The 20,824-nt window shown below is 33.2% G+C and carries 16 protein-coding genes and 2 tRNA genes; 8 read left to right on the top strand and 10 right to left on the bottom strand.

What is annotated here, in order from left to right; genetic code table 11:
* Nucleotides 1-26: 26 nt before the first annotated feature.
* The 3 genes from V6624_RS23095 (at nt 27) to V6624_RS23085 (ending at nt 3,934) form a co-directional block, all read left to right on the top strand.
* On the top strand, nt 27-1,259 hold the full coding sequence (locus tag V6624_RS23095) for a glycoside hydrolase family 27 protein (protein ID WP_111289018.1): 1,233 nt from the start codon (nt 27-29) through the stop codon (nt 1,257-1,259).
* Nucleotides 1,260-1,269: 10 nt separating this feature from the next.
* Complete coding sequence (locus V6624_RS23090) at nt 1,270-2,232, top strand: glycoside hydrolase family 5 protein (RefSeq protein WP_111289016.1); 963 nt, start codon at nt 1,270-1,272, stop codon at nt 2,230-2,232.
* A gap of 610 nt (nt 2,233-2,842) precedes the next feature.
* Nucleotides 2,843-3,934, top strand: coding sequence for an outer membrane beta-barrel protein (locus V6624_RS23085; protein ID WP_111289014.1), 1,092 nt, complete (start codon nt 2,843-2,845; stop codon nt 3,932-3,934).
* A gap of 385 nt (nt 3,935-4,319) precedes the next feature.
* Here V6624_RS23085 and V6624_RS23080 read toward each other — a convergent pair whose 3' ends face one another.
* The 5 genes from V6624_RS23080 to V6624_RS23060 all read right to left on the bottom strand — a co-directional run bounded on the left by V6624_RS23080 (nt 4,320) and on the right by V6624_RS23060 (nt 10,004).
* Nucleotides 4,320-5,225 (bottom strand): N-acetylmuramoyl-L-alanine amidase, encoded by a 906-nt coding sequence (locus V6624_RS23080; RefSeq protein ID WP_111289012.1) that lies wholly within the window; start codon nt 5,223-5,225, stop codon nt 4,320-4,322.
* Between the two features lie 27 nt (nt 5,226-5,252).
* A complete protein-coding gene (locus V6624_RS23075) occupies nt 5,253-5,813 on the bottom strand; it encodes a hypothetical protein (protein WP_111289010.1) in 561 nt (186 codons plus the stop codon).
* Nucleotides 5,814-5,855: 42 nt separating this feature from the next.
* A complete protein-coding gene (gene rimO / locus V6624_RS23070; protein ID WP_111289008.1) occupies nt 5,856-7,169 on the bottom strand; it encodes a 30S ribosomal protein S12 methylthiotransferase RimO in 1,314 nt (437 codons plus the stop codon).
* 207 nt (nt 7,170-7,376) lie between these two features.
* Nucleotides 7,377-8,957 (bottom strand): OmpP1/FadL family transporter, encoded by a 1,581-nt coding sequence (locus V6624_RS23065; protein WP_111289006.1) that lies wholly within the window; start codon nt 8,955-8,957, stop codon nt 7,377-7,379.
* 42 nt (nt 8,958-8,999) lie between these two features.
* Entirely contained in the window at nt 9,000-10,004 is a 1,005-nt protein-coding gene (locus V6624_RS23060; protein ID WP_111289004.1) for a hypothetical protein, read from the bottom strand.
* 102 nt (nt 10,005-10,106) lie between these two features.
* Between V6624_RS23060 and proS the strand changes: the two genes are divergently transcribed.
* From proS to rpsT, 4 genes are all read left to right on the top strand, one after another.
* A complete protein-coding gene (gene proS / locus V6624_RS23055) occupies nt 10,107-11,585 on the top strand; it encodes a proline--tRNA ligase (protein ID WP_111289002.1) in 1,479 nt (492 codons plus the stop codon).
* A gap of 78 nt (nt 11,586-11,663) precedes the next feature.
* Nucleotides 11,664-11,735, top strand: a tRNA-Glu gene (locus tag V6624_RS23050).
* Nucleotides 11,736-11,780: 45 nt separating this feature from the next.
* Nucleotides 11,781-11,852, top strand: a tRNA-Glu gene (locus V6624_RS23045).
* 154 nt (nt 11,853-12,006) lie between these two features.
* Nucleotides 12,007-12,258 (top strand): 30S ribosomal protein S20, encoded by a 252-nt coding sequence (rpsT, locus tag V6624_RS23040; RefSeq protein WP_012026903.1) that lies wholly within the window; start codon nt 12,007-12,009, stop codon nt 12,256-12,258.
* A 185-nt stretch (nt 12,259-12,443) separates the two neighbouring features.
* Here rpsT and V6624_RS23035 read toward each other — a convergent pair whose 3' ends face one another.
* Nucleotides 12,444-12,851, bottom strand: coding sequence for a response regulator (locus V6624_RS23035; RefSeq protein ID WP_111289000.1), 408 nt, complete (start codon nt 12,849-12,851; stop codon nt 12,444-12,446).
* 5 nt (nt 12,852-12,856) lie between these two features.
* Nucleotides 12,857-14,566: a PAS domain-containing sensor histidine kinase gene (locus V6624_RS23030; RefSeq protein WP_111288998.1), complete on the bottom strand. Its 1,710-nt coding sequence runs from the start codon at nt 14,564-14,566 to the stop codon at nt 12,857-12,859.
* Between the two features lie 168 nt (nt 14,567-14,734).
* Between V6624_RS23030 and typA the strand changes: the two genes are divergently transcribed.
* The gene (gene typA / locus V6624_RS23025) at nt 14,735-16,531 is read left to right on the top strand and encodes a translational GTPase TypA (RefSeq protein ID WP_111288996.1); all 1,797 of its coding nucleotides are present in this window, start codon (nt 14,735-14,737) and stop codon (nt 16,529-16,531) included.
* Nucleotides 16,532-16,661: 130 nt separating this feature from the next.
* On the opposite strand, the gene V6624_RS23020 is transcribed toward typA, so the two are convergent.
* The 3 genes from V6624_RS23020 to V6624_RS23010 all read right to left on the bottom strand — a co-directional run bounded on the left by V6624_RS23020 (nt 16,662) and on the right by V6624_RS23010 (nt 20,778).
* Complete coding sequence (locus V6624_RS23020; protein WP_239455710.1) at nt 16,662-18,956, bottom strand: T9SS type B sorting domain-containing protein; 2,295 nt, start codon at nt 18,954-18,956, stop codon at nt 16,662-16,664.
* 70 nt (nt 18,957-19,026) lie between these two features.
* Nucleotides 19,027-19,863, bottom strand: coding sequence for an ABC transporter permease (locus V6624_RS23015; protein WP_111288992.1), 837 nt, complete (start codon nt 19,861-19,863; stop codon nt 19,027-19,029).
* 3 nt (nt 19,864-19,866) lie between these two features.
* Nucleotides 19,867-20,778 carry an ABC transporter ATP-binding protein gene (locus V6624_RS23010; RefSeq protein WP_111288990.1) on the bottom strand — a complete coding sequence of 304 codons (912 nt, stop codon included), beginning with the start codon at nt 20,776-20,778 and terminating at the stop codon, nt 19,867-19,869.
* Nucleotides 20,779-20,824 lie beyond the last annotated feature (46 nt).

The following is a 20,824-nucleotide window of genomic DNA, read 5'->3' as shown; positions in this document are numbered from 1 at the left end:
TTTTAAAGTATATTAAATTAAAAAAGATGAAAAAAATAGCTTTATTATTCGCCTTAAGTCTTACTGCTTTTTGTTTTGGTCAAGGAAATACGCATAAACAGCAAGCCGGAAAATTTGAAGGACTTGCAATGACACCACCAATGGGTTGGAATTCATGGAATACTTTCGCAACTAATATTGATGAGAAATTAGTAAAAGAAACGGCAGATATTATGGTTTCTTCTGGTTTGGCAGCTGCAGGTTACAATTATATTGTTTTAGACGATGGCTGGATGACACACGAACGCGATGCAAATGGTGATTTAGTGCCAGATCCTGAAAAATTTCCAAGCGGAATGAAAGCAGTTATCGATTATGTGCACAGTAAAGGCCTAAAATTCGGATTATACAATTGTGCAGGAACAAAAACCTGTGCAGGTTATCCAGGAACACGCGGTTACGAATATCAGGATGCAAGATTTTATGCAAAACTCGGAATAGATTTCTTAAAATATGACTGGTGTAATACAGAAGGAATCACAGCAAAAGAGGCTTATACTACAATGAGTAATGCATTAAAAACAGCAGGAAGACCAATCGTTTTTAGTCTTTGCGAATGGGGAGATAATCAGCCTTGGGAATGGGGAAAACCTGTTGGGAATCTTTGGAGAATTTCGGGAGATATTTATCCTTGTTTTGACTGTGAATTTAAACATCCAGAAAATTGGTCATCTTGGGGATTTATGAAAATTGCTGATATGAGAAAGGATATTCGTAAATATTCAGGACCAGATCATTGGAATGATTTTGACATGATGGAAGTTGGAAACGAGATGAATGATACCGAAGATAAATCGCATTTTGCAATGTGGTGTATGTTGTCATCGCCTTTGTTTACTGGAAATGATTACAGAAAAATGTCTAAAGAGACTCTGGCTATTTTAACTAATAAAGAATTATTGGCTGTAAATCAAGATAAGCTTGGAATTCAAGGCTTTAAATATGCTATCTTAGACGGAGTAGAAGTATGGGTAAAACCACTTTCTGATGGAGCTTGGGCAGTTAGTTTTATAAATAGAACCGAAACTTCGAAAAAGGTCAATTTAGATTGGAAGAAAAACAATATAAAAGATGCTGATTTTGGATATGAAGCAGATTTTAGCAAAACAATCTTTAAAATAAAGGACCTTTGGAAGAATAAAGAAGTTGGAAACACTAAAAAAGCTTTTAGCTCAGAAATCGCTTCTCATGACGTTGTTACCTTAAAATTAATCCCTTAATAAATATGTTATGAAATCAAAGTTTTGGTATGCTACTTTTTTTCTTTTAATGATTGTGAACGTTTCAAAGGCGCAATTTGTAAAACAACATGGTCAGTTAAGTGTTCTAGGAACGCAGCTTGTGGATAAAAATAATAATCCCATCGTGCTCCGCGGACTAAGTTTTGGATGGCATAGCATGTGGCCGAGATTTTATAATGAAAAGGCAGTAAGTTGGTTGAAAAAAGACTTTAATTGTAATGTAGTTCGTGCCGCAATGGGAATCGAACTTGGAGATTACTCCTATATAAATGATCCGCAGTTTTCTAAAGAAAAAATTGAGGCTGTAATCAAAGGGGCTATAAAGTCAGATATTTATGTAATTATAGATTGGCACAGCCATAATATAAATTTAAAAGAAGCTAAAGCCTTTTTTGAGGAGATGTCTAAAAAGTACGCCAAGTATCCCAATATTATATATGAAGTATTAAATGAGCCAGATCACGAAACTTGGTGGGAAGTAAAAAACTACGCAGAAGAAGTTATTAGAGTAATAAGAGAAAACGATCCGAATAATATTATTTTGGTAGGATGTCCGCACTGGGACCAAGATATTGATCTTGCAGCAGAAGATCCTATAAGAGATTATACTAATATAATGTATACCATGCATTTTTATGCGGCGACTCATGGCAAAGAGTTAAGAGATAGAACAGATTTGGCAATCAAAAGTGGATTGCCAGTATTTATTTCAGAATCGGCAGGAATGGAAGCATCAGGTGATGGTCCTCTTAATATAAAAGCCTGGCAAGAATATATAGATTGGATGGAGTCTAAAAAGTTAAGCTGGATTACATGGTCAGTGTCCGATAAAGACGAAACGTGTTCTATTTTAAAAAAATCAGCTAGCTCAGAAGGCAAATGGAAAGATGAAGATTTAAAAGAATCAGGAATTAAGGTTCGTGAATATTTAAGAAAGTATAATAAAGAATAATAGGTGTAGTTAGATCATTTTCTGGAAAGCCCGTTCAAATTAAATGAACGGGCTTTTTTTTGTTTTTATCATGTTTTTGTGTTTAAAAAAATAGTAGGATTTAATGTAAAATTGCTTTTTCTGTAGAGTATTTTTTGTAGGAATTTTTTATTGCGAATGTAGTACTAAGCTTTTGGTTTTTTCATCTTGTTTGTTTTGTGTTTTATTTTTATTTTTTAGTCATACCCCTATTTTTTATAGGGGTTGTATTTTTAAAAAGTGTTTTTTGGTTATTTTGACTGGAATTTTTGTAGTAATTTTTACTTTTACCTTGTTTTATTTTGTGTAAATAGCTAAAAATACGTTGTTGAATTTTCAAAAACAAATATCGATAAATATGAAATAATGATTATTGTTGATTTAATTTTTGTAATCCATAATTCTTCGCCTAAAACGTCAAAAAAGCAGTTTTGAATTATTCTGATGATACAAAAGTTAATAAATTCGCTAATGAAAATGATGATGATTTGAAGGGCGCATGAAAGGTTTTAGAAATGACTTATACTATTAAATAGATATATAAACGATTAACTAACCAGAATCAATTAATAACTAAAAACCAATTTAAAACATGAAAAAAGCATTTCACATTTTAGCCGCGATGTTAACAAGTTCTTTTGCCTTTGCCCAAGAAGATGAAGCTGCCGCTTCTCCAGCAACCACATGGGGAGGCTCTGCAGATGCGTACTATAAATATGATTTTTCAAAACAGATGAATGGATTAACGAGCTTTACCAACTCACAAAATTCATTCGAGTTAGGAATGGCTTCGATAGAAGCAAGTCATACTTTCGGGAAAGCTTCTGTATTTGTAGACTTAGGTTTCGGAAAAAGAGCAGCAGAATTTTCATATAACGAAACACCAGACAAAGATGCAAGTGCAAAATTTTTAATTAAACAATTATACTTTACATACAATCTAACAGATGAATTTAAAGTAGTAGCAGGTAGCTTCGGAACTCATATCGGTTATGAAGTTTTGGATGCCGTAGATAATAAAAACTACAGTATGTCTTATGCTTTCTCTTATGGGCCATTTTTTAACACAGGGGTTAAAGCACAATATACATCTGGTAAATTTACAGCTATGTTAGGATTAACAAATCCAACTGATTTTAAATCAGCTATGGATGCGGGATCTTATCAAAAAACGTTCATTGGACAAGTAGGATATATTGGTGATACAGGAAGTGCTTATTTGAATTTTACAACAGGAAGTACTAACCCGATACCAGGAAGTGTAATTCCAGTTTCAGACGAGAATAAAACGCAATTTGATTTGACTGCGTCTAAAACACTTAGTGATAGTTTTGCACTTGGATTAAATGCAACTTATGCTAAAACAACTAATGATTTTGACAGTACTCTAGATGGAGAATGGTTTTCATTAGTAGGATATGCTAATTATTCTTTTAGCCCATCATTGCTTTTAGCTTACAGACTGGAATATTTTGATGCTAAAGATGCAGCTCCAAGTTTAGGAACTTTGTCAGGATCTAGTGTGTTTGCTAATACAGTTTCTTTAAACTACAAAGTTGGAAAGTTAACGATCATTCCTGAGCTAAGATACGATGCAGCTTCTGAAGATATATTTTTAGATAAAGATGCGTTACCAACAGGAGGAAGCTTCTTTGCTTTAATTGCTACAACATACTCTTTCTAAGAGATAAAGATTGATATTTTTTTTTTTTTTTGGAGCTGTCGAAACATATTAATGTTTTGGCAGCTTTTTTATTTAGTTGAGGTTTAAAGTTTCAAGTTTCAAGTTTCAAGTTTCATGTTTCAAGTTGAAAACGTAATAAACGCGACAGGCTTTTAAAACCTGTCGGGTCTATTGTTTAAAAGAGATCTTCGTTCCTTAGGAATGTTTTATTAATACAATAGAATTCGATAGGATTTACATATTATGTACAGATGTTTAACCAACGAGATAAATGTATTTTCCTAAAAAGAAATAAATAGTTCTTAGGAATATTAATATTGTCGGAGAAATAAAAAAAGCGTTTCTATTAATTTTAGAAACGCTTTTTAGTTTAATTTGATGAGGTTTATTGAACCTGTTTTTTATAAATCGAATAAATAGTGTCGATTGTTTTTCTATCTAAAACTGAGGTGATATCAGTTTGAATATAATGCAGTTTAAAAGCTTGAATTGCTGCGGTTAAATTTTTGGTATTATAACCAATAATTCTAAGTGCCGGCTCAATTTTAAAATCAAAAGGAGCTGGTTCTAAAACTTCGTCAGGCCAGATTCCAAATCCTTTTTCGGCTAAAGTTTTCCAAGGAAACAATGCACTTGGATCTTGTTTTCTTCCCGGAGCAATATCGGCATGACCTATAAAGTTTTGAGTTGGAATGTTATAATCCTTTTTCAATTTAGTTAATAGAGCAACTAAACTGCTAATTTGTGCTTCAGTAAAAGGTTTAAAACCATTGTTGTCTAACTCAATTCCGATAGAGCAGGAGTTTAAATCTGTTGTTTTTCCCCAAGTAGAATTTCCAGCATGCCATGCTCTAAGATAGTCATTAAGCATCTGCACTACTTTTCCATTTTCAGAAATAACGTAGTGTGCACTAACTTGAGTTTTAGTTTTTGTGAAAGTATTTATCGTCTGCTGAATTGAATCTTGAGCAGTATGATGAATAATAACGAAACTAGGTTTTCTTAAATTAAAATTAACCGTGCCAATCCATTCAGTATTGATTCCGTTTACTAAATAAGTAGAACCTGTTTTTGATAAAGTGTCTTTTATAATTCCCAGCTGTTGTGCGTAAGAAGTGTCAATAACAACAGGTGAAACCGCTGGAATTGCTTTTGCTTCTTTACTTGTAATCTGGTTTTCTAAATTTTTTAACTGTTGATCGTATGCCTTTTCCGTGTTTTTATACGGATTTGTAGAACAAGCACTGATTACAACAGCTATGAGCAGATAACAAAAAAGTTTTTTTGCCATAATTCGTTGTTTTATAGGTTAAAACGATTATTCTGAAATTTTCGTATCTGGTGTTTCGGTATCTTTTTCTTTTTTAGACTCTTTAGATTCTTTATCTTTTTTCTTTTTAGATTTATTCATTTTACCATCTTTTAATTTCTCCATAAAAGTTTTGTATTTTTCAACTTGATCTGGATTTAAAAAAGCGGTAACTTTTTTATCAGTACTTTCTCTTAAGGCTTTTATTTGTTCAATTTTTTGATCTTGGCTGCTGCTTTCATTTTTCAATAAAATTCCTTGCTCTCTAATGCTGTCTGCTAAAACATTTGTAATTGCAATTGCCTGAAGCTCGTCAAGATTTACTTGCGGTTTCATTTGTTCAACAATAATTCCAGCAGTTTCTTCTGGAGGTGTTTCTTTAGGCTTGCTTTGAGAACCTTGCTGTCCCTGTCCAGCCATCATGCTTCTATCCATTCCCATTCCGCTGCCTCCTCTTCCGTAGCCGTTACCATAACCATTGTTATAGTATCCGTTACCATATTGTGCTGAAACAGTGTTGAAACAGAATAAAGTAAAAACAAAAAGAATTAAGTTTTGAATAGGTTTCATAAAAGTATGTTTGTCTAATGTTAGCAATAGTTTAGTGTAAATTTAAGCAGGTTCTCCGTATAAATCAAATTCTGTTGCTTCAATTATTTTTATATTAACAAATTCGCCAGTTTTTACATAATGTTTAGAAGCATCAATTAAGACTTCATTGTCAACATCTGGGCTGTCAAACTCTGTACGTCCTACAAAATGAGCACCTTCTTTTCTGTCAATAATACATCTGAAAACTTTGCCAACTTTTTCTTGATTCAAATCCCAAGAAATTTGAGATTGCAATTCCATAATTTCGTTTGCTCTTGCTTGTTTTACATCGTCTGGAACATCATCTTCTAATAAATAAGCATGAGTATTTTCTTCATGAGAATAAGCAAAACATCCCATTCTGTCAAATTTCATTTCTTGAACAAAATCTTTCAAGATTTCAAAATCTTCCTGAGTTTCACCAGGGTAACCAACAATTAAAGTAGTTCTAATTGCCATTCCAGGAACTGCAGCACGGAAATCTTTTAATAATTGAGTTGTTTTTGCTTGAGTTGTACCACGACGCATTGATTTCAAGATAGAATCTGAAATGTGCTGTAATGGAATATCAATATAATTGCAAATTTTAGGCTCGCGTTTCATTAATTCTAAAACATCCATCGGGAATCCGGTAGGATAAGCATAATGTAAACGAATCCATTCGATTCCTTCAACAGCTGCTAAAGCTTCTAATAATTCTGCTAAATTTCGTTTTTTGTAAAGATCAAGTCCGTAATAAGTTAAATCTTGAGCGATTAAGATCAATTCTTTAACTCCATTTTTAGCAAGACCTTGAGCTTCTTTAACTAATTTTTCAATTGGTTGAGAAACGTGAGAACCTCTCATTAAAGGAATTGCGCAAAAACTGCAAGGTCTGTCGCATCCTTCTGCAATTTTCAAATAAGCATAATTTTTAGGAGTAGTAGTTAAACGCTCTCCAAGTAATTCATGTTTATAGTCTGCTCCAAGAGCTTTTAGTAATTGAGGTAATTCTGTAGTTCCAAAATATTGGTCAACATTAGGGATTTCTTTTTCTAAATCTGGTCTATAACGTTCAGATAAACAGCCTGTAACAAAAACCTTATCAACAAGTCCTCTGTCTTTTTTATCTGCATATTCCAAAATCATATTTACTGATTCTGCTTTTGCATTATCAATAAATCCACACGTATTAATTACAATAATGTTTCCTTCTTTTTCTGCAGGAGCTTCGTGTTCAACTTCTTTTCCATTCGCACGCAGCTGTCCCATTAGGACTTCACTGTCATAAACATTTTTTGAACACCCAAGAGTGATTACGTTAATTTTGTTCTTTTTTAAAGACTTGGTTCTCATACTTTTATAAATTGGAGTGCAAAATTACACTTTTTTTATTCAAACAACACTAGTTTTCAAGTTGTTTTAGCTGTTTTTTATGAAGCTGACTCTGCTTTTAGTTATTATTTAAGTCTAATTTTTAGAAAAAGGTTTTAAAAGAGTAAAAAAAATCCGTCAAGTATAAAAACCTGACGGAAATTCTCAATCATCTATTTTGATTTTTAGTTACAATTCAAATAATAAGGTCATAGTAACATTGTTTAGTTTCGAAGTAATATTAGCTCCACTTGTGAAACCTGGTGATGCTAAGAATGCTTCGTTAGATTTTCTTTCTAAATAAGAATAAGCCAAATCTAATTTAGTCGTTCCAAAATTATAGCCTAAACCAGCAGAATAACTGTTTAAATCTCCAATTGTAGTGCCGTTTTTATAAGGACTTCCTTCAAAGCGGTAACCGCCTCTCAAGCTTAATTGTTTGATTTTGTATTCTCCACCAATACGAAGTTCGCCAGTGCTAGTAAGACTATTGTCAATCTCACTGTTGATGCCTCCAAAACCAGCGTTGGTTGGTTTGAATTTAGTGTTTCCATAATTTTTTAAAGCATAATCGATGCTTAATAAACCTGATTTTCCAAAAACATACGCAGCACTAAAGGTCCATTTATCTGGTGTTTGTAAAGTGTAAGAATCGTATACGTTTATAACATCAGGGTTTACATTAGCATTTATTGGTTGTCCACCTGCAGCTTGTCTTGTTGTGTATAAGCTTTGATAAAGCTCTTCATATAATTCGTACCAAGTATTAGATTCGTAAGCTACACCAAGTCTAAAGTTTTTAGTTACTTTTCCAATTGCTCCAAGTTGGAAAGAAAAACCATTTCCGTAAGTGTGCAAATCATTATTGAATCTTAAATCTGATATCGTAGCACCTGACTGCAAAGCGCCATTGTTAGCTTCATAGAAACTTGTAGATCTTCTATAGTCAGTTATATGAACATTTAAATTGGCTCCAAAATATAGTTTGTCTTTGTACGATGTTGCAATATTAAAGCTTAATTTGCTATTATAACCTCTTGAGTAAATTTCATTCGTCTGGTAGTAATCCGTGTCTTTTGGTACATTTGTTGAATATGCACTATTGGGATTACTTGGGTCGTCGATATTTATGACCTGTCCCATTTTTCCTAGTAATGCTTGTTGTGCTGAAAAACCAGATAGGTTAGGGTATTGGCCATTAGGCAAGTTTGATCCTAGAAATTGATATAAATCTGTTAATGTTTCGCCGGGCTGTAAATTAACAAATTCCTGAGGAACAGGTGCTCCGCCATTTCCGTAATTTGCATAATCTAAGAAGTAACCATCAACGGAATTGAAGGGATTCGTTCCCGCTGAGAAAACTTCGTTGTTGAAATTATTTGTGTTTTCGTATGTTACACCAATTGCAATTTTACTCCATCCATTATTAGGATTATGATCTTTAAAAACAAATACGCCTCCCGCTTGGTTTAAGATAAATGAGTTTTCTTTGTCTGAAGTTTCTGTGCCAAAATAATTAGAATTGTTTTTGAGATTCTGATTGCTAAAAGATACTCCAACTTGGTTACTGTTGAAAATTGCAGATCCAGCTGGGTTGACGCTTAAAGAAGATAGATCTCCTCCAACAGCTCCAAATGCACCACTCATTGCTCTAAAACGCGCAGTTCCTGTTAAGTTGTCTTGTGAATAACGCAATGCGTCTGTAACTTCTTGTGAATATGACGCGCTGACAGTTAGTCCTGTTATAAATAGGAAAAGTATTTTTTTCATTTTGATAAGGTTTAGTTCGAAATTTACTCTGCTGAGGAAGGATTATCTTCTTCCTCCGCCACCGCCACCAGATCTCATTCCACCGCCGCCACCGCCGCCGCTATATGATCTCATGCTTCCTCCGCTGCCACTGCTGTTCATTGATCGTGATGAGCTACTTGGTGCGTAACTTCTCGTTGATCCGCTGTTGTTGCTAGGAGTGTAAGTTCTATTTGTTGTAGTGTTTCCGCTATTGTTGTAAGATCTTCTATTGCTGTAAGTGCTATAGTCTGAACCATTAGTATAGCTTCTTCTATTAGTAAATGTTGGACTTGATGTTCTGCTATTTATGTTAGATCTTCTAAAGTCGGTATAACTGTTAGATCTATTTGTAGTGTAATTTCTATTTGTTGTATAGCTTCCTCTGTTGGTGGTATAGTTTCTATTTGTTGCATATCCTCTACCAGTATTGTAGCTTCTGTTATATGCATAATTTCTGTTTCCATAATATGCTGCAGAACCTCTTCTTCCGTAATTGTAAGAGTAATTTCCATAATAACCATAATATGGATAGCCCCATCCTGGATAACCCCATCCATAGTATGGATAACCCCATCCGTAATAAGGGTAGCCCCATCCGTAATAAGGGTAGCCCCATCCATAATATCCGTAACCATAATAAGGATAACCCCAGCCCATTCCAAATCCGAATGACCATGTTGGGTCAGAGTAAACATTTACCGAAACATCAGAACTGCTACTTCCCCATGCAGGATAACCCACTGAGGCAGTTTGAGTACTGTCGCTTTCAGAATAATTAGTGTAGTTGTCAACATCGGTAAATATTTCAGTTGGCTGATTATCATCTTGCAATGATCTGAAATAATCTTTGTATTGGTTGTTTGTGCTGTTAGCCTGCACATGATTGTTTGATGAATTACCGTAAACGCCATCATTATCGTAATAAGATGAATTTTGGTAAGAACCACACGACGCTAGCAATAAACTCAATAATCCAATTATGTAAAAATGATTAGAGTTTCGGCGGAGAGAAATGTAAGTTTTCATATCTGTGGTGTTTTTTATTGTTGCACATTACAAAATTAGTTAGTTTTGTCAAACTATTTAGTTAAAATTGAATAAAACAAAATTTGTGCCAAAAAATATAATATGAGTAAGAACCTTACTACAAGATCAGAAGATTATTCGAAATGGTATAACGAACTGGTTGTTAAAGCAGATCTAGCTGAAAATTCAGGAGTTAGAGGCTGTATGGTAATAAAACCATACGGGTATGCTATTTGGGAAAAAATGCAGGCTGAGTTAGATCGTATGTTCAAAGAAACTGGACATCAAAATGCTTATTTCCCTTTATTCGTGCCGAAGAGCATGTTTGAAGCAGAAGAAACAAATGCAGAAGGATTTGCAAAAGAATGTGCTGTTGTGACACATTATAGATTAAAGGGGGATGAGGAAAGACCAGGAAAACTTATCGTTGATCCAAACGCTAAATTAGAAGAAGAACTTATTGTTCGACCTACGAGTGAGGCAATTATTTGGTCTACATATAAAGGATGGGTGCAATCTTATAGAGATTTACCTTTATTAATTAATCAATGGGCAAATGTGGTTCGTTGGGAAATGCGTACGCGTTTATTTTTGAGAACTGCTGAGTTTTTATGGCAAGAAGGGCATACTGCTCATGCTACAAAGGCAGAAGCTATTGAAGAGTCTGAAAAAATGATGAATGTTTATGCTGATTTTGCAGAGAATTTCATGGCGATTCCAGTTGTAAAAGGATTTAAAACTGAAACTGAACGTTTTGCAGGTGCAGATGAAACATATTGTATCGAAGCGTTGATGCAGGATGGAAAAGCATTGCAAGCGGGAACTTCTCACTTTTTAGGTCAAAATTTCGCAAAAGCTTTTGATGTTAAGTTTGCTAATGCGGAAGGGAAACAAGAATATGTTTGGGGAACATCATGGGGAGTTTCTACTCGTTTAATGGGAGCTTTGGTTATGACGCATTCAGATGATCAAGGATTAGTTCTTCCTCCAAATTTAGCTCCAATTCAAGTTGTAATTGTTCCTATTTATAAAACAGACGAACAACTGGAACAAATTACAGAAGCAGTTAATGAATTAACAGCTAAATTGAGAAAATTGAGAATCACGGTTAAGTTTGATGATAGAACAACACAAAAACCAGGATTTAAATTTGCTGAATGGGAATTAAAAGGTGTTCCTGTTCGAATTGCTGTTGGACCAAAAGATTTAGAAAATGGAACTTTTGAGGTGGCAAGACGCGATAATTTGACAAAAGAAGTTGTTCAAGGAGATAAAATCGTTGATTATGTAAATGATTTGCTAGAACAGATTCAAAACGATTTATTTAAAAGAGCATTTGAGTATCGTGATAGTCATATTACGCAAGTGAATAATTTTGAGGAATTTAAAGAAGTTTTAGAAGGTAAGGGAGGCTTTTTGTCTGCTCATTGGGATGGTACTGCTGAAACAGAAGAGAAGATAAAAGAATTGACAAAAGCAACGATTCGTTGTATACCTTTAGACGCTGTTGAAGAGGCGGGAACCTGCGTGTTTACTGGTAAACCATCTTCTAAAAGAGTGCTTTTTGCTAAGGCTTATTAAAAAAAAATATATTTTTTTGCATTAGGTGTTGCGCAAATAAAAAATAGATGTATCTTTGCATCCGCAATACAGAAGCACGGTCCGTTCGTCTATCGGTTAGGACGCCAGGTTTTCATCCTGGTAAGGGGGGTTCGATTCCCCCACGGACTACAAGTTATATTACATATTGAAAAGTTTCCAACTTAGGAGAATATTGGTCCGTTCGTCTAGGGGTTAGGACGCCAGGTTTTCATCCTGGTAACAGGGGTTCGATTCCCCTACGGACTACAAAATTAGTTGTAAATAAGTTTTGTAAAACAAAAATTGGTGTCTCGGTTTTTGTTTTATTAGTTAAAACCAAAGTGATTGATTTTACAATTGTGGGAGGTTTTTCTTTTTTAACTAGTATTTATAATAATTATTACATCTAAAATTAAAAGAAATGGCAAATCATAAGTCAGCATTAAAAAGAATCAGAAGTAACGAAAAAAGAAGAGTTCTTAACAGATACCAACATAAAACTACTCGTAATGCTATTAAAGCATTAAGATTAGCTACGGATAAATCTGATGCTGCTGCAAAATTATCAACTGTAATCTCTATGATTGATAAATTAGCTAAAAAGAACATCATTCACGATAATAAAGCTTCTAACTTGAAGTCTAAATTAACGAAACACGTTGCTAAATTGTAATTAAACAATTTGTAAGATATAGAAAGTCCTCTTTTAGAGGACTTTTTTTTTTGTTTCCGAAATAAAATTCCAATAAAAAATAAATTCCAAACTCCAATATATATAAAATTGGAATTTGGAATTTTGTTATTTAAAAGATTATGATTTTAAATCTTAATTTAATCCTGTGTTTGGAATTTGAACTTTTAAGGTTCTATTTTCTTTTTAAGATATTCTAACATTGGCTGCGTAATGGGTTTAGAAAGAAAATCTATTATTATTGGGTATTTTTTTGCTTTGGCTAAATCTTCTGGATCAATTGTAGAAGATAAAACAATTACAGGAACAGAATTGAATTCATTGTAATCTGAAGAGGTAAAATGATCTAAAAATTCCCATCCTCCCATAATTGGCATATTTAAATCTAAAAAGATTAACTCGGGTTTTCTTTTGGTCTTGTCGTTTGTGTATTTCAAGATGTTGAAGTAATGAAGAGCTTCTTCACCGTTTTGAGCCGTAATAACTTCATGGGAAAATGAAGATTTTGAAATTACTTTTTTGCAAAGCATCAATGTGATTGGATCATCGTCAATGCATAAAATCTGCTCAAGCATAATAATTAATTTTTAAATGTTATTGTAAATGTAGTTCCTTTGTTGACTTCGCTGTCGATAGAAATTGTTCCTCCCATTGTTTCTACCTGCGATTTTACAAGATACAAGCCTAATCCTTTACTGTCTGGGTAATTGTGGAATCTTTGATAAAGTCCAAACACTTTGTCGCGATTTCTTTCAAGATCAATTCCAATTCCGTTGTCTTTAAAGGTTAAGATTGTTCTGTTTTCTATTTGTTCTGCAGTTATAGATATTTTAAGTTTTCTATTCTCAGATTTGTATTTTATGGAATTGGTGAGCAAATTTAGTAAAATGCTTTCGATGTAAGCTTTATTTGTGATAAGCTCAGGAACTTTGTCAAATTTAAGTTTGATAATAGGTTTGTGCAGTTCTATTTGAAATGATAACTGGCTAAATACATTTTCAAAAACTTCTTTTAAAGATACTTCTTCTTTTTGCATTGAAGGATTATCTTTAATGATGATAACTTTTACCAAGTCATTAATGGTTTCGTTTAGTAAATGGGTTGATTTGGTGAAACCAGCCAAAATCTCTTGAAGTTCTTCGTTTTCTATTGGAGTGTCTTCTATTAAATTTAAGAGGCCAATTAAATTAGAAAGCGGTGCTCTAAGATTGTGTGAAGTGATGTATGAGAATTGTTTTAGATCCTTATTGTTTTGAGTTAATTCTCGAATTAGATGTTCTTTTTCTGTTTCGAGTTTTTTCTCGTCCGTAATGTCTCTTTGTATTGAAATCCAATGCGAAATTACTCCTTCGTTGTTAAAAATAGGAATCATGGAAAAACGTACCCAATATTCTTGCTTACTTTTGGTGTAAGTAATTGTTTCAATAAGGCATTCTTCCTCATTTTTTATGGCTCGCAATAATTTTTTTAATTCATCCGAATCGGAGTTTGGGCCTTTAAAAATATTAGCAGATTTTCCGATTATTTCGTTTGACTGATATCCAGACATCTGAGAAAATGCTGGGTTAACATAAACTATTTTAGGAATTTTTCCTTCTGGCGAATTGGCTTCAGTGATTAAAATAGAGTCTTTAGATTGGGTAATTACAGTTTCTAAAAGTTTTAATCGTTGTTCTTCTTCTTTTTGTTTTGTAATATCTTGAATGGCACCAATCATTCTGATGGCTCTTCCATTTTCATCTTTTAAGAGAAATCCTCGGTCCAAAACATATTTATATGTTCCGTCAGCACATCTAAAACGGTATTGATCTTGCCACTTTTCAGTTTTTTGTTCAATGAAAGAGTAGAGTTTTATTGACATTCGGATACTATCTTCCGGGTGAATTTTGTCAAACCACCATTTAGAAGTTTTACCCACTTCTTCAGGATCGTAACCAAAAACACCTTCAATTCCTTTATTCCAATTAATACTATCCTCTTGAATTTTCCAATCCCAAATAGTATCGCTAGTCGCTTTCGCTACAATGTCATATTTCTCATTGGATTCTTTTATTTCTTCGTTGGTTTTGTTTAACTTTTCAAAAATTGTTATGCTCCTTTTTTCGTTTTTTGCAAGTATAAATCTGAAGATCAGTCCTGTAATTAATATGAATACAATGTCTTTTAAAAGAGAGAGATATAGATATTCTGAGGAAGAAAAGCAGGCGATGAGTAATTTATGACATATGACCGCCATAATTATCGAGATGATTGTATAAATAAGAGTAATTTGGAGAGTTTTACTTTTCATCACTTCAAATATAGTTAATTTAACAATAAGTAAACGTATGTTAATATTATTTTGAGGCCTATATTTTAACGTTTTCTATTAACTAATTGATTGGATATACGCAAACTATGATAGAAACGTTTTTTTTTAGAAAATAAAGTGTACCTTTGCGCCCATTAAAAATCACAGATGGAATCTATTAGAAACATTGCAATTATTGCCCACGTCGATCACGGTAAAACAACTTTGGTTGATAAAATTATGTATCACTGTCAGTTATTTCGTGAAAACGAAAACACAGGTGATTTAATCTTAGATAATAATGATTTAGAGCGTGAGAGAGGTATTACAATTACTTCTAAAAACGTATCTGTTCAATATAAAGGAACAAAAATCAATATTATCGATACTCCAGGTCACGCCGATTTTGGAGGTGAAGTAGAACGTGTATTGAACATGGCCGATGGTGTATGTTTGCTAGTTGATGCTTTCGAAGGACCAATGCCTCAAACTCGTTTCGTTTTGCAAAAAGCGATTGATTTAGGATTGAAACCTTGCGTAGTTATCAATAAAGTAGATAAAGAAAACTGTACTCCAGAAGAAGTTCACGAGAAAGTTTTCGATCTAATGTTCGAATTAGGAGCTACTGAAGAACAATTAGATTTCCCAGCTGTTTACGGTTCTGCTAAAAACAACTGGATGTCTGATGATTGGAAAAACCAAACAGAAAACATTGAACCATTATTAGATATGGTTATTGCTAATGTTCCAGCTCCGAAAGTTTCAGAAGGTACTCCACAAATGTTGATTACTTCTTTAGATTTCTCTTCATTCACAGGTCGTATCGCTATTGGTCGTCTTGAAAGAGGTGTTTTAAAAGAAGGTATGCCAATTTCTTTAGTAAAAAGAGATGGTAAAATCATCAAATCAAGAATTAAAGAATTACACACTTTCGAAGGTTTAGGCCGTAGAAAAGTTGAGCAAGTTGTTGCTGGTGATATTTGTGCTGTAGTTGGTATTGAAGGTTTTGAAATTGGTGATACTATTGCAGATTTCGAAAATCCAGAAGCTTTACAAACTATTGCTATTGATGAGCCAACAATGAGTATGTTGTTTACAATTAACGATTCTCCTTTCTTTGGTAAAGAAGGTAAATTTGTTACTTCTAGACATATTCGTGAAAGATTAACAAAAGAGTTAGAGAAAAACTTAGCGATGAAAGTTGGAGAAACTGATTCAGCTGATAAATTCATGGTATTTGGTCGTGGTGTATTACACTTGTCAGTTCTTATTGAAACAATGAGAAGAGAAGGGTATGAGCTTCAAATTGGTCAGCCACAAGTTATCATCAAAGAAGTTGATGGTGTGAAATGTGAGCCAATTGAGGAATTAACTATCGATTTACCAGAAAATCTTTCAGGTAGAGCAGTTGAATTCGTTACTATCCGTAAAGGAGAAATGCTTTCTATGGAAGGTAAAGGAGAGCGTATGATCATTAAATTCAACATTCCATCTCGTGGAATCATCGGTTTAAGAAATCAATTACTTACTGCTACTGCTGGTGAGGCTATTATGGCACACCGTTTCATTGGGTATGAGCCATACAAAGGAGAAATTCCTGGACGTAACAACGGTTCATTAATCTCTATGGAAAACGGAAAAGCAATTCCTTACTCTATCGATAAATTACAAGATCGTGGTAAATTCTTCGTTGATCCTAACGAAGATATCTATGAAGGTCAAGTTATTGGAGAAAACACTCGTAGCGACGATATGACTGTTAACGTTACTAAAACGAAAAAACTTTCTAACGTACGTTCTTCTGGAGCTGATGATAAAGCTAGAATTATTCCTGCTATCAAATTCTCATTAGAGGAAGCTTTAGAGTACATCCAAAAAGATGAGTATGTTGAAGTTACTCCAAAATCTTTACGTTTAAGAAAAATTTACTTAAGCGAAACAGATAGAAAAAGATATAAAATCTAATTTCATTTTAATAAAAAAAAATCCCAAATTCCAGTTAAGGAGTTTGGGATTCTTTTTTTATTAAAATGAAATTATTTTCAGAGATTGGAATTTCAGAGATTGCAATTTGAAAATTGTTTTTTTTTGAAGTTTATCTTTTCAAACTAAAATGACCTTTTACATTTTTTCCGTTAACAAATAAAAGAGTAAACCAATAATCGTCTGATGGCATTTCCTGTCCGTTGAAAATTCCATTCCAGCCAGTACTATTTTGAGTCATTTGTTTCAAGAGTTTTCCATAACGGTCAAAAATTGAAATAGTGTAATCTGGCATTTGATCAATGTTTTTTATTGCCCACAAATCGTTGTAACCGTCACCATTAGGAGTAAAAAAACGAGGGTAATCTAAAACATATATTAATAAAGAATTTGATAAACCACATCCGTTTTTATCTCTTGCTATTGCATTGTAAGCTCCTGGCGTTACTTGAGTAAAAGTTGGATCGTCTTGAAAAATAGTTCCATCAAGAGAAAATTCGTAATCTCCGACACCAGTATATTGAATTTTCACAGTATTATCATTTCCAGAAAAATCTTTTACCTCTGCAGTAATTAAAGCAGGTTCTGATAAAATTACCTTGAAATTTTTTGTTTTCTGACAATCATTAGCATTGGTGACTATAACAGAATAATCGCCAGCTGTATTGATTAATGTTGAGTTTGTCGTAGCTCCATTTGACCAATTGTAACTTTTAAAACCAGTGGCTACTGATAATGTTAACTGGTCACCTTTGCATAAATATAGTGTTTCATCTTCAAAATTTGGAGGATCGAAAGTATGAACCACCAATTCTACAGGTGTTATATCATAGCAATCAGATCCATTTACTGCACGAGCATAAATAGTCTGACTATTCGGAATCGTGTTTCTGAATATATTTGGCAACGGATTTGTCTCCCTTAACGCATCATTTGCTGTCAAAAAGTAATTTATTACTAATCCAGAAGGAAGACCTGTCATGATTTGAGGAGTTACTTCTGCTTGTAAATCAAATTGATATAAACCATCCAACGTTTGGTCATAATCGCATGTTTCAATTGGCGACTGATCGGGAATAACAGAAGTCGAAACATTTAAAGCAATTTCGGGCGTTGTGAAACAGCCATAAATGTTTTCAATTCTTGCAAAAACAGTTTGATTAGGAATTCTGTTAGTGTAGCTCTCTGGGTTTAAAATAGGGCTTGTTTTTGCTCGCGCATTTGCTAATGTCTCATAATAACCCTGATTAATAATTTCAGAATTATTATTTTTTATAATATTAGCGACTTTAGTCAAATCAAAAATTGTAATTCCGTCAGTATCATCATCACATTGCAATAATGAAGTATTTCTTGTTATGATTTCTGGTGCAAATTCAACTTTAATATCTCCTATTGAAGCACAAGTTGTTCCATTTAAAGTCGCTTCAACTTTGTATGCCCCGGGAGTGATTACGGTATAAGTAGAAGTTCTCGCGCCAGATAATTGTACATAAGTATTGGTTGGAACATCTTTAATGAACCATTTAAAAGTATAATCAGCAGTGCTTAGTTTTGTGTCTAAAACAAAATTTTCGCCATAACAAACAGGATTGTTATTGCTGATTGTTCTATCCTCACCAAAGTTTATTTTCGTTAAAAAACTTCCCGCTTCCAGAAAAATGGCAGATTCTAAATATTTGAAATCATCATCAGCAATTACTAGTTTAACATGATATTTTTTTCCGGCAACTACTGTAGTTTGGGCTGTCATTACTTCGGTTTGCCCTGCGTAATTTATTGGACTTGTATTATTGTTTAAACCATTAAAATAACTTTCATTTGAAGCTGGACAACCTGTATAAGAAATTCCGCCAGGCCTTGTCCCGGGTTTAATTTCTGGGCGAATATCTACAGAGGAAACTGGTGTAGTTGTATTGGGAATAATAGCTAAATTTTTATACGGTCCAGTTGATCCAACTTCTTTTATTAAAAAAGCAAATCCGTCTGAATATTGACAGGGATAATCGTATTGGTATTCATTGGAAGCAAAAATATAATTAAAGCTTAATGAATTTGCAGAAGCAATAAAGTCAAATTCTAATAATGTTGAGTTTATAGAATTAATTCCTAAAACCTGATCAAGATCACTATCGCCAAGCCATTGGTCACTATCATTGCTCGTAAGATTACTAACGAAAGGACCAATAGCAGTTTCAGCAGTCGATGTGGCTAACACAATTCCTTCTTCAAAAGGGAAATTGCTTCCGTTTCTATTGAAATAAGCGAAGCTTTGTTTTCCAGATCTAAAAGTATCACCTTTTCCAGTTGAATTTGAAGCCGATGCACAAGAACTATTTACTAAAACATTTTCTATAAGCTCTTGTGGAGTTCTTTGATCATCTATAGTTATAACTTGTGCATTCATCTTTAAAGATGAAAAACATACTAATAGAATAATTAAAAAACTGCTTATACGACTCATAGTAACAAATATACTATAAATCTCGATTTTTCAATAATTTGTAAGAAAAATAAACGAATAAAAAAGTCCAGATTAAAACGATTAAAATAGCAGAATAATCTACAGCGTAACTGCTATCTGTTTCGATTCCCATTTGCGTACCAATATTTTTAACAACAGATAATCTAGGACCTGGATTTACAATTAAATTTGACATTGATTCTAAAGGAAAAAACTGTGTGATTTTTTCATCAGTATCGCTGTTTGGGAAAATTTTAAATGCTAAAGTACCTCTAGCAATTCCTTCAAGTATACTCCAAACCAATAGAAAACCTAATGCAAAGGCGGAACGTTTTACAAGGATTCCTAAGAACAAACAGAAAGAGAAAAATCCAGTTAGTTTTACAAAGAAGGCTAAAAGAAAATCTAGGTCGCTAAAAACAATACTCAATTCTGTATAAGAAGAAAAAAAGTAACCCAAAATTAAGCTCATTATAAAAACAAAAACCGTTGATATAAAGGCAAATACAACTACAGTTAAGAATTTGGATAAAATAAATTCTTTCTTGCTTAAACCGTCAATTAAGTTTTGTTTTAAAGTACCGTAACTGTATTCGTTTGCCATCATAGAAACTATTACAATTGCTAAAAAGAATTTTAGCCAAGCGGCAACATAAGTATTAAAATGCCAGATAAAAGGAAAATTAAAGATTCCCATTTCTGCCAAATGAAATTTAAAAGGTCCAATATCAAATTTTATAGCAGCGATTAGCGCTATAAAAGAAAGTAATATGAAATAAGTTAAAGTTAAAATACGGCTGGCTTTGTTCATCCAGATTTTTTGCAATTCTATAGAAAGAAGTCTTTTCATGGTTTAGTTTTTTTGGGCGATAGCATTTTTGGTTAATTCTAAAAATTGAGCTTCTAAACTGTTTTTACGTTTTACTAAATGACTTAAAACAATGTTTTTAGAAAATAAAAACTGATTTAAATCTGAAGCTGATAAATCAGATTTTAGATAAACCAAAACTTTTTCGTCTTCTTCAGAAACTCTGTCAATAGCTGGATGTTCTTGCAAGATAGTTTTCAAAGCTAAATTGTCATTGGATTGTAATTCGAAGAAACCTTCGTTTGAAGACATTCCGTCAACAGGACCAGAATATAAAACTTCGCCTTTTCTTAAAACAATTACTTGAGAACAAACTTTTTCAACTTCATCTAATAAATGAGAAGCCAATAAAATTGTAGTTCCTTGAGAAGCGATTTTTTTAATAATATCTCGAATTTGATGAATTCCCTGCGGATCTAATCCATTTGTAGGCTCATCTAAAATTAAAATTTCAGGATCGTTTAAAAGTGCCGAAGCAATTGCCAAACGCTGTTTCATCCCTAGAGAAAAAGTACTGAATTTGCTATCTTTTCTTTCGCTCAAACCCACTAAATCTAGTTTTTCATTTACTTTAGAATAGTTGATGTTTTTAATTTTGCAAACCAATTGAAGGTTTTGCTCAGCGGTCATGTACGGATAAAAATTTGGTCTTTCTATAATAGCGCCAACTTTTTTTAAGGCTTCGTGTGTTTCAATATTGCCGTCAAACCAGCGATAATTACCAGACGATCTATTGACAACGTTTAATACAATTCCTAAAGTAGTCGATTTTCCGCTGCCGTTTGGGCCAAGAATGCCATAAACGCGACCTTTTTGTATTTGAAAAGATACATTTTTTAAAGCCTGAATTCGGCCGTATCTTTTACTTAAATTCTCGATGGTTAATATGGTTTCCAAATTTTTCTGGTTTTAGTTTTTAGTATGACGAGGCAAGTTGATTTTT

Source organism: Flavobacterium ginsenosidimutans, assembly GCF_037478105.1.
GTDB lineage: Bacteria > Bacteroidota > Bacteroidia > Flavobacteriales > Flavobacteriaceae > Flavobacterium > Flavobacterium ginsenosidimutans.
Note: the sequence above shows the minus strand (reverse complement) of the source record. Positions and strands in the feature narration are given on the sequence as shown.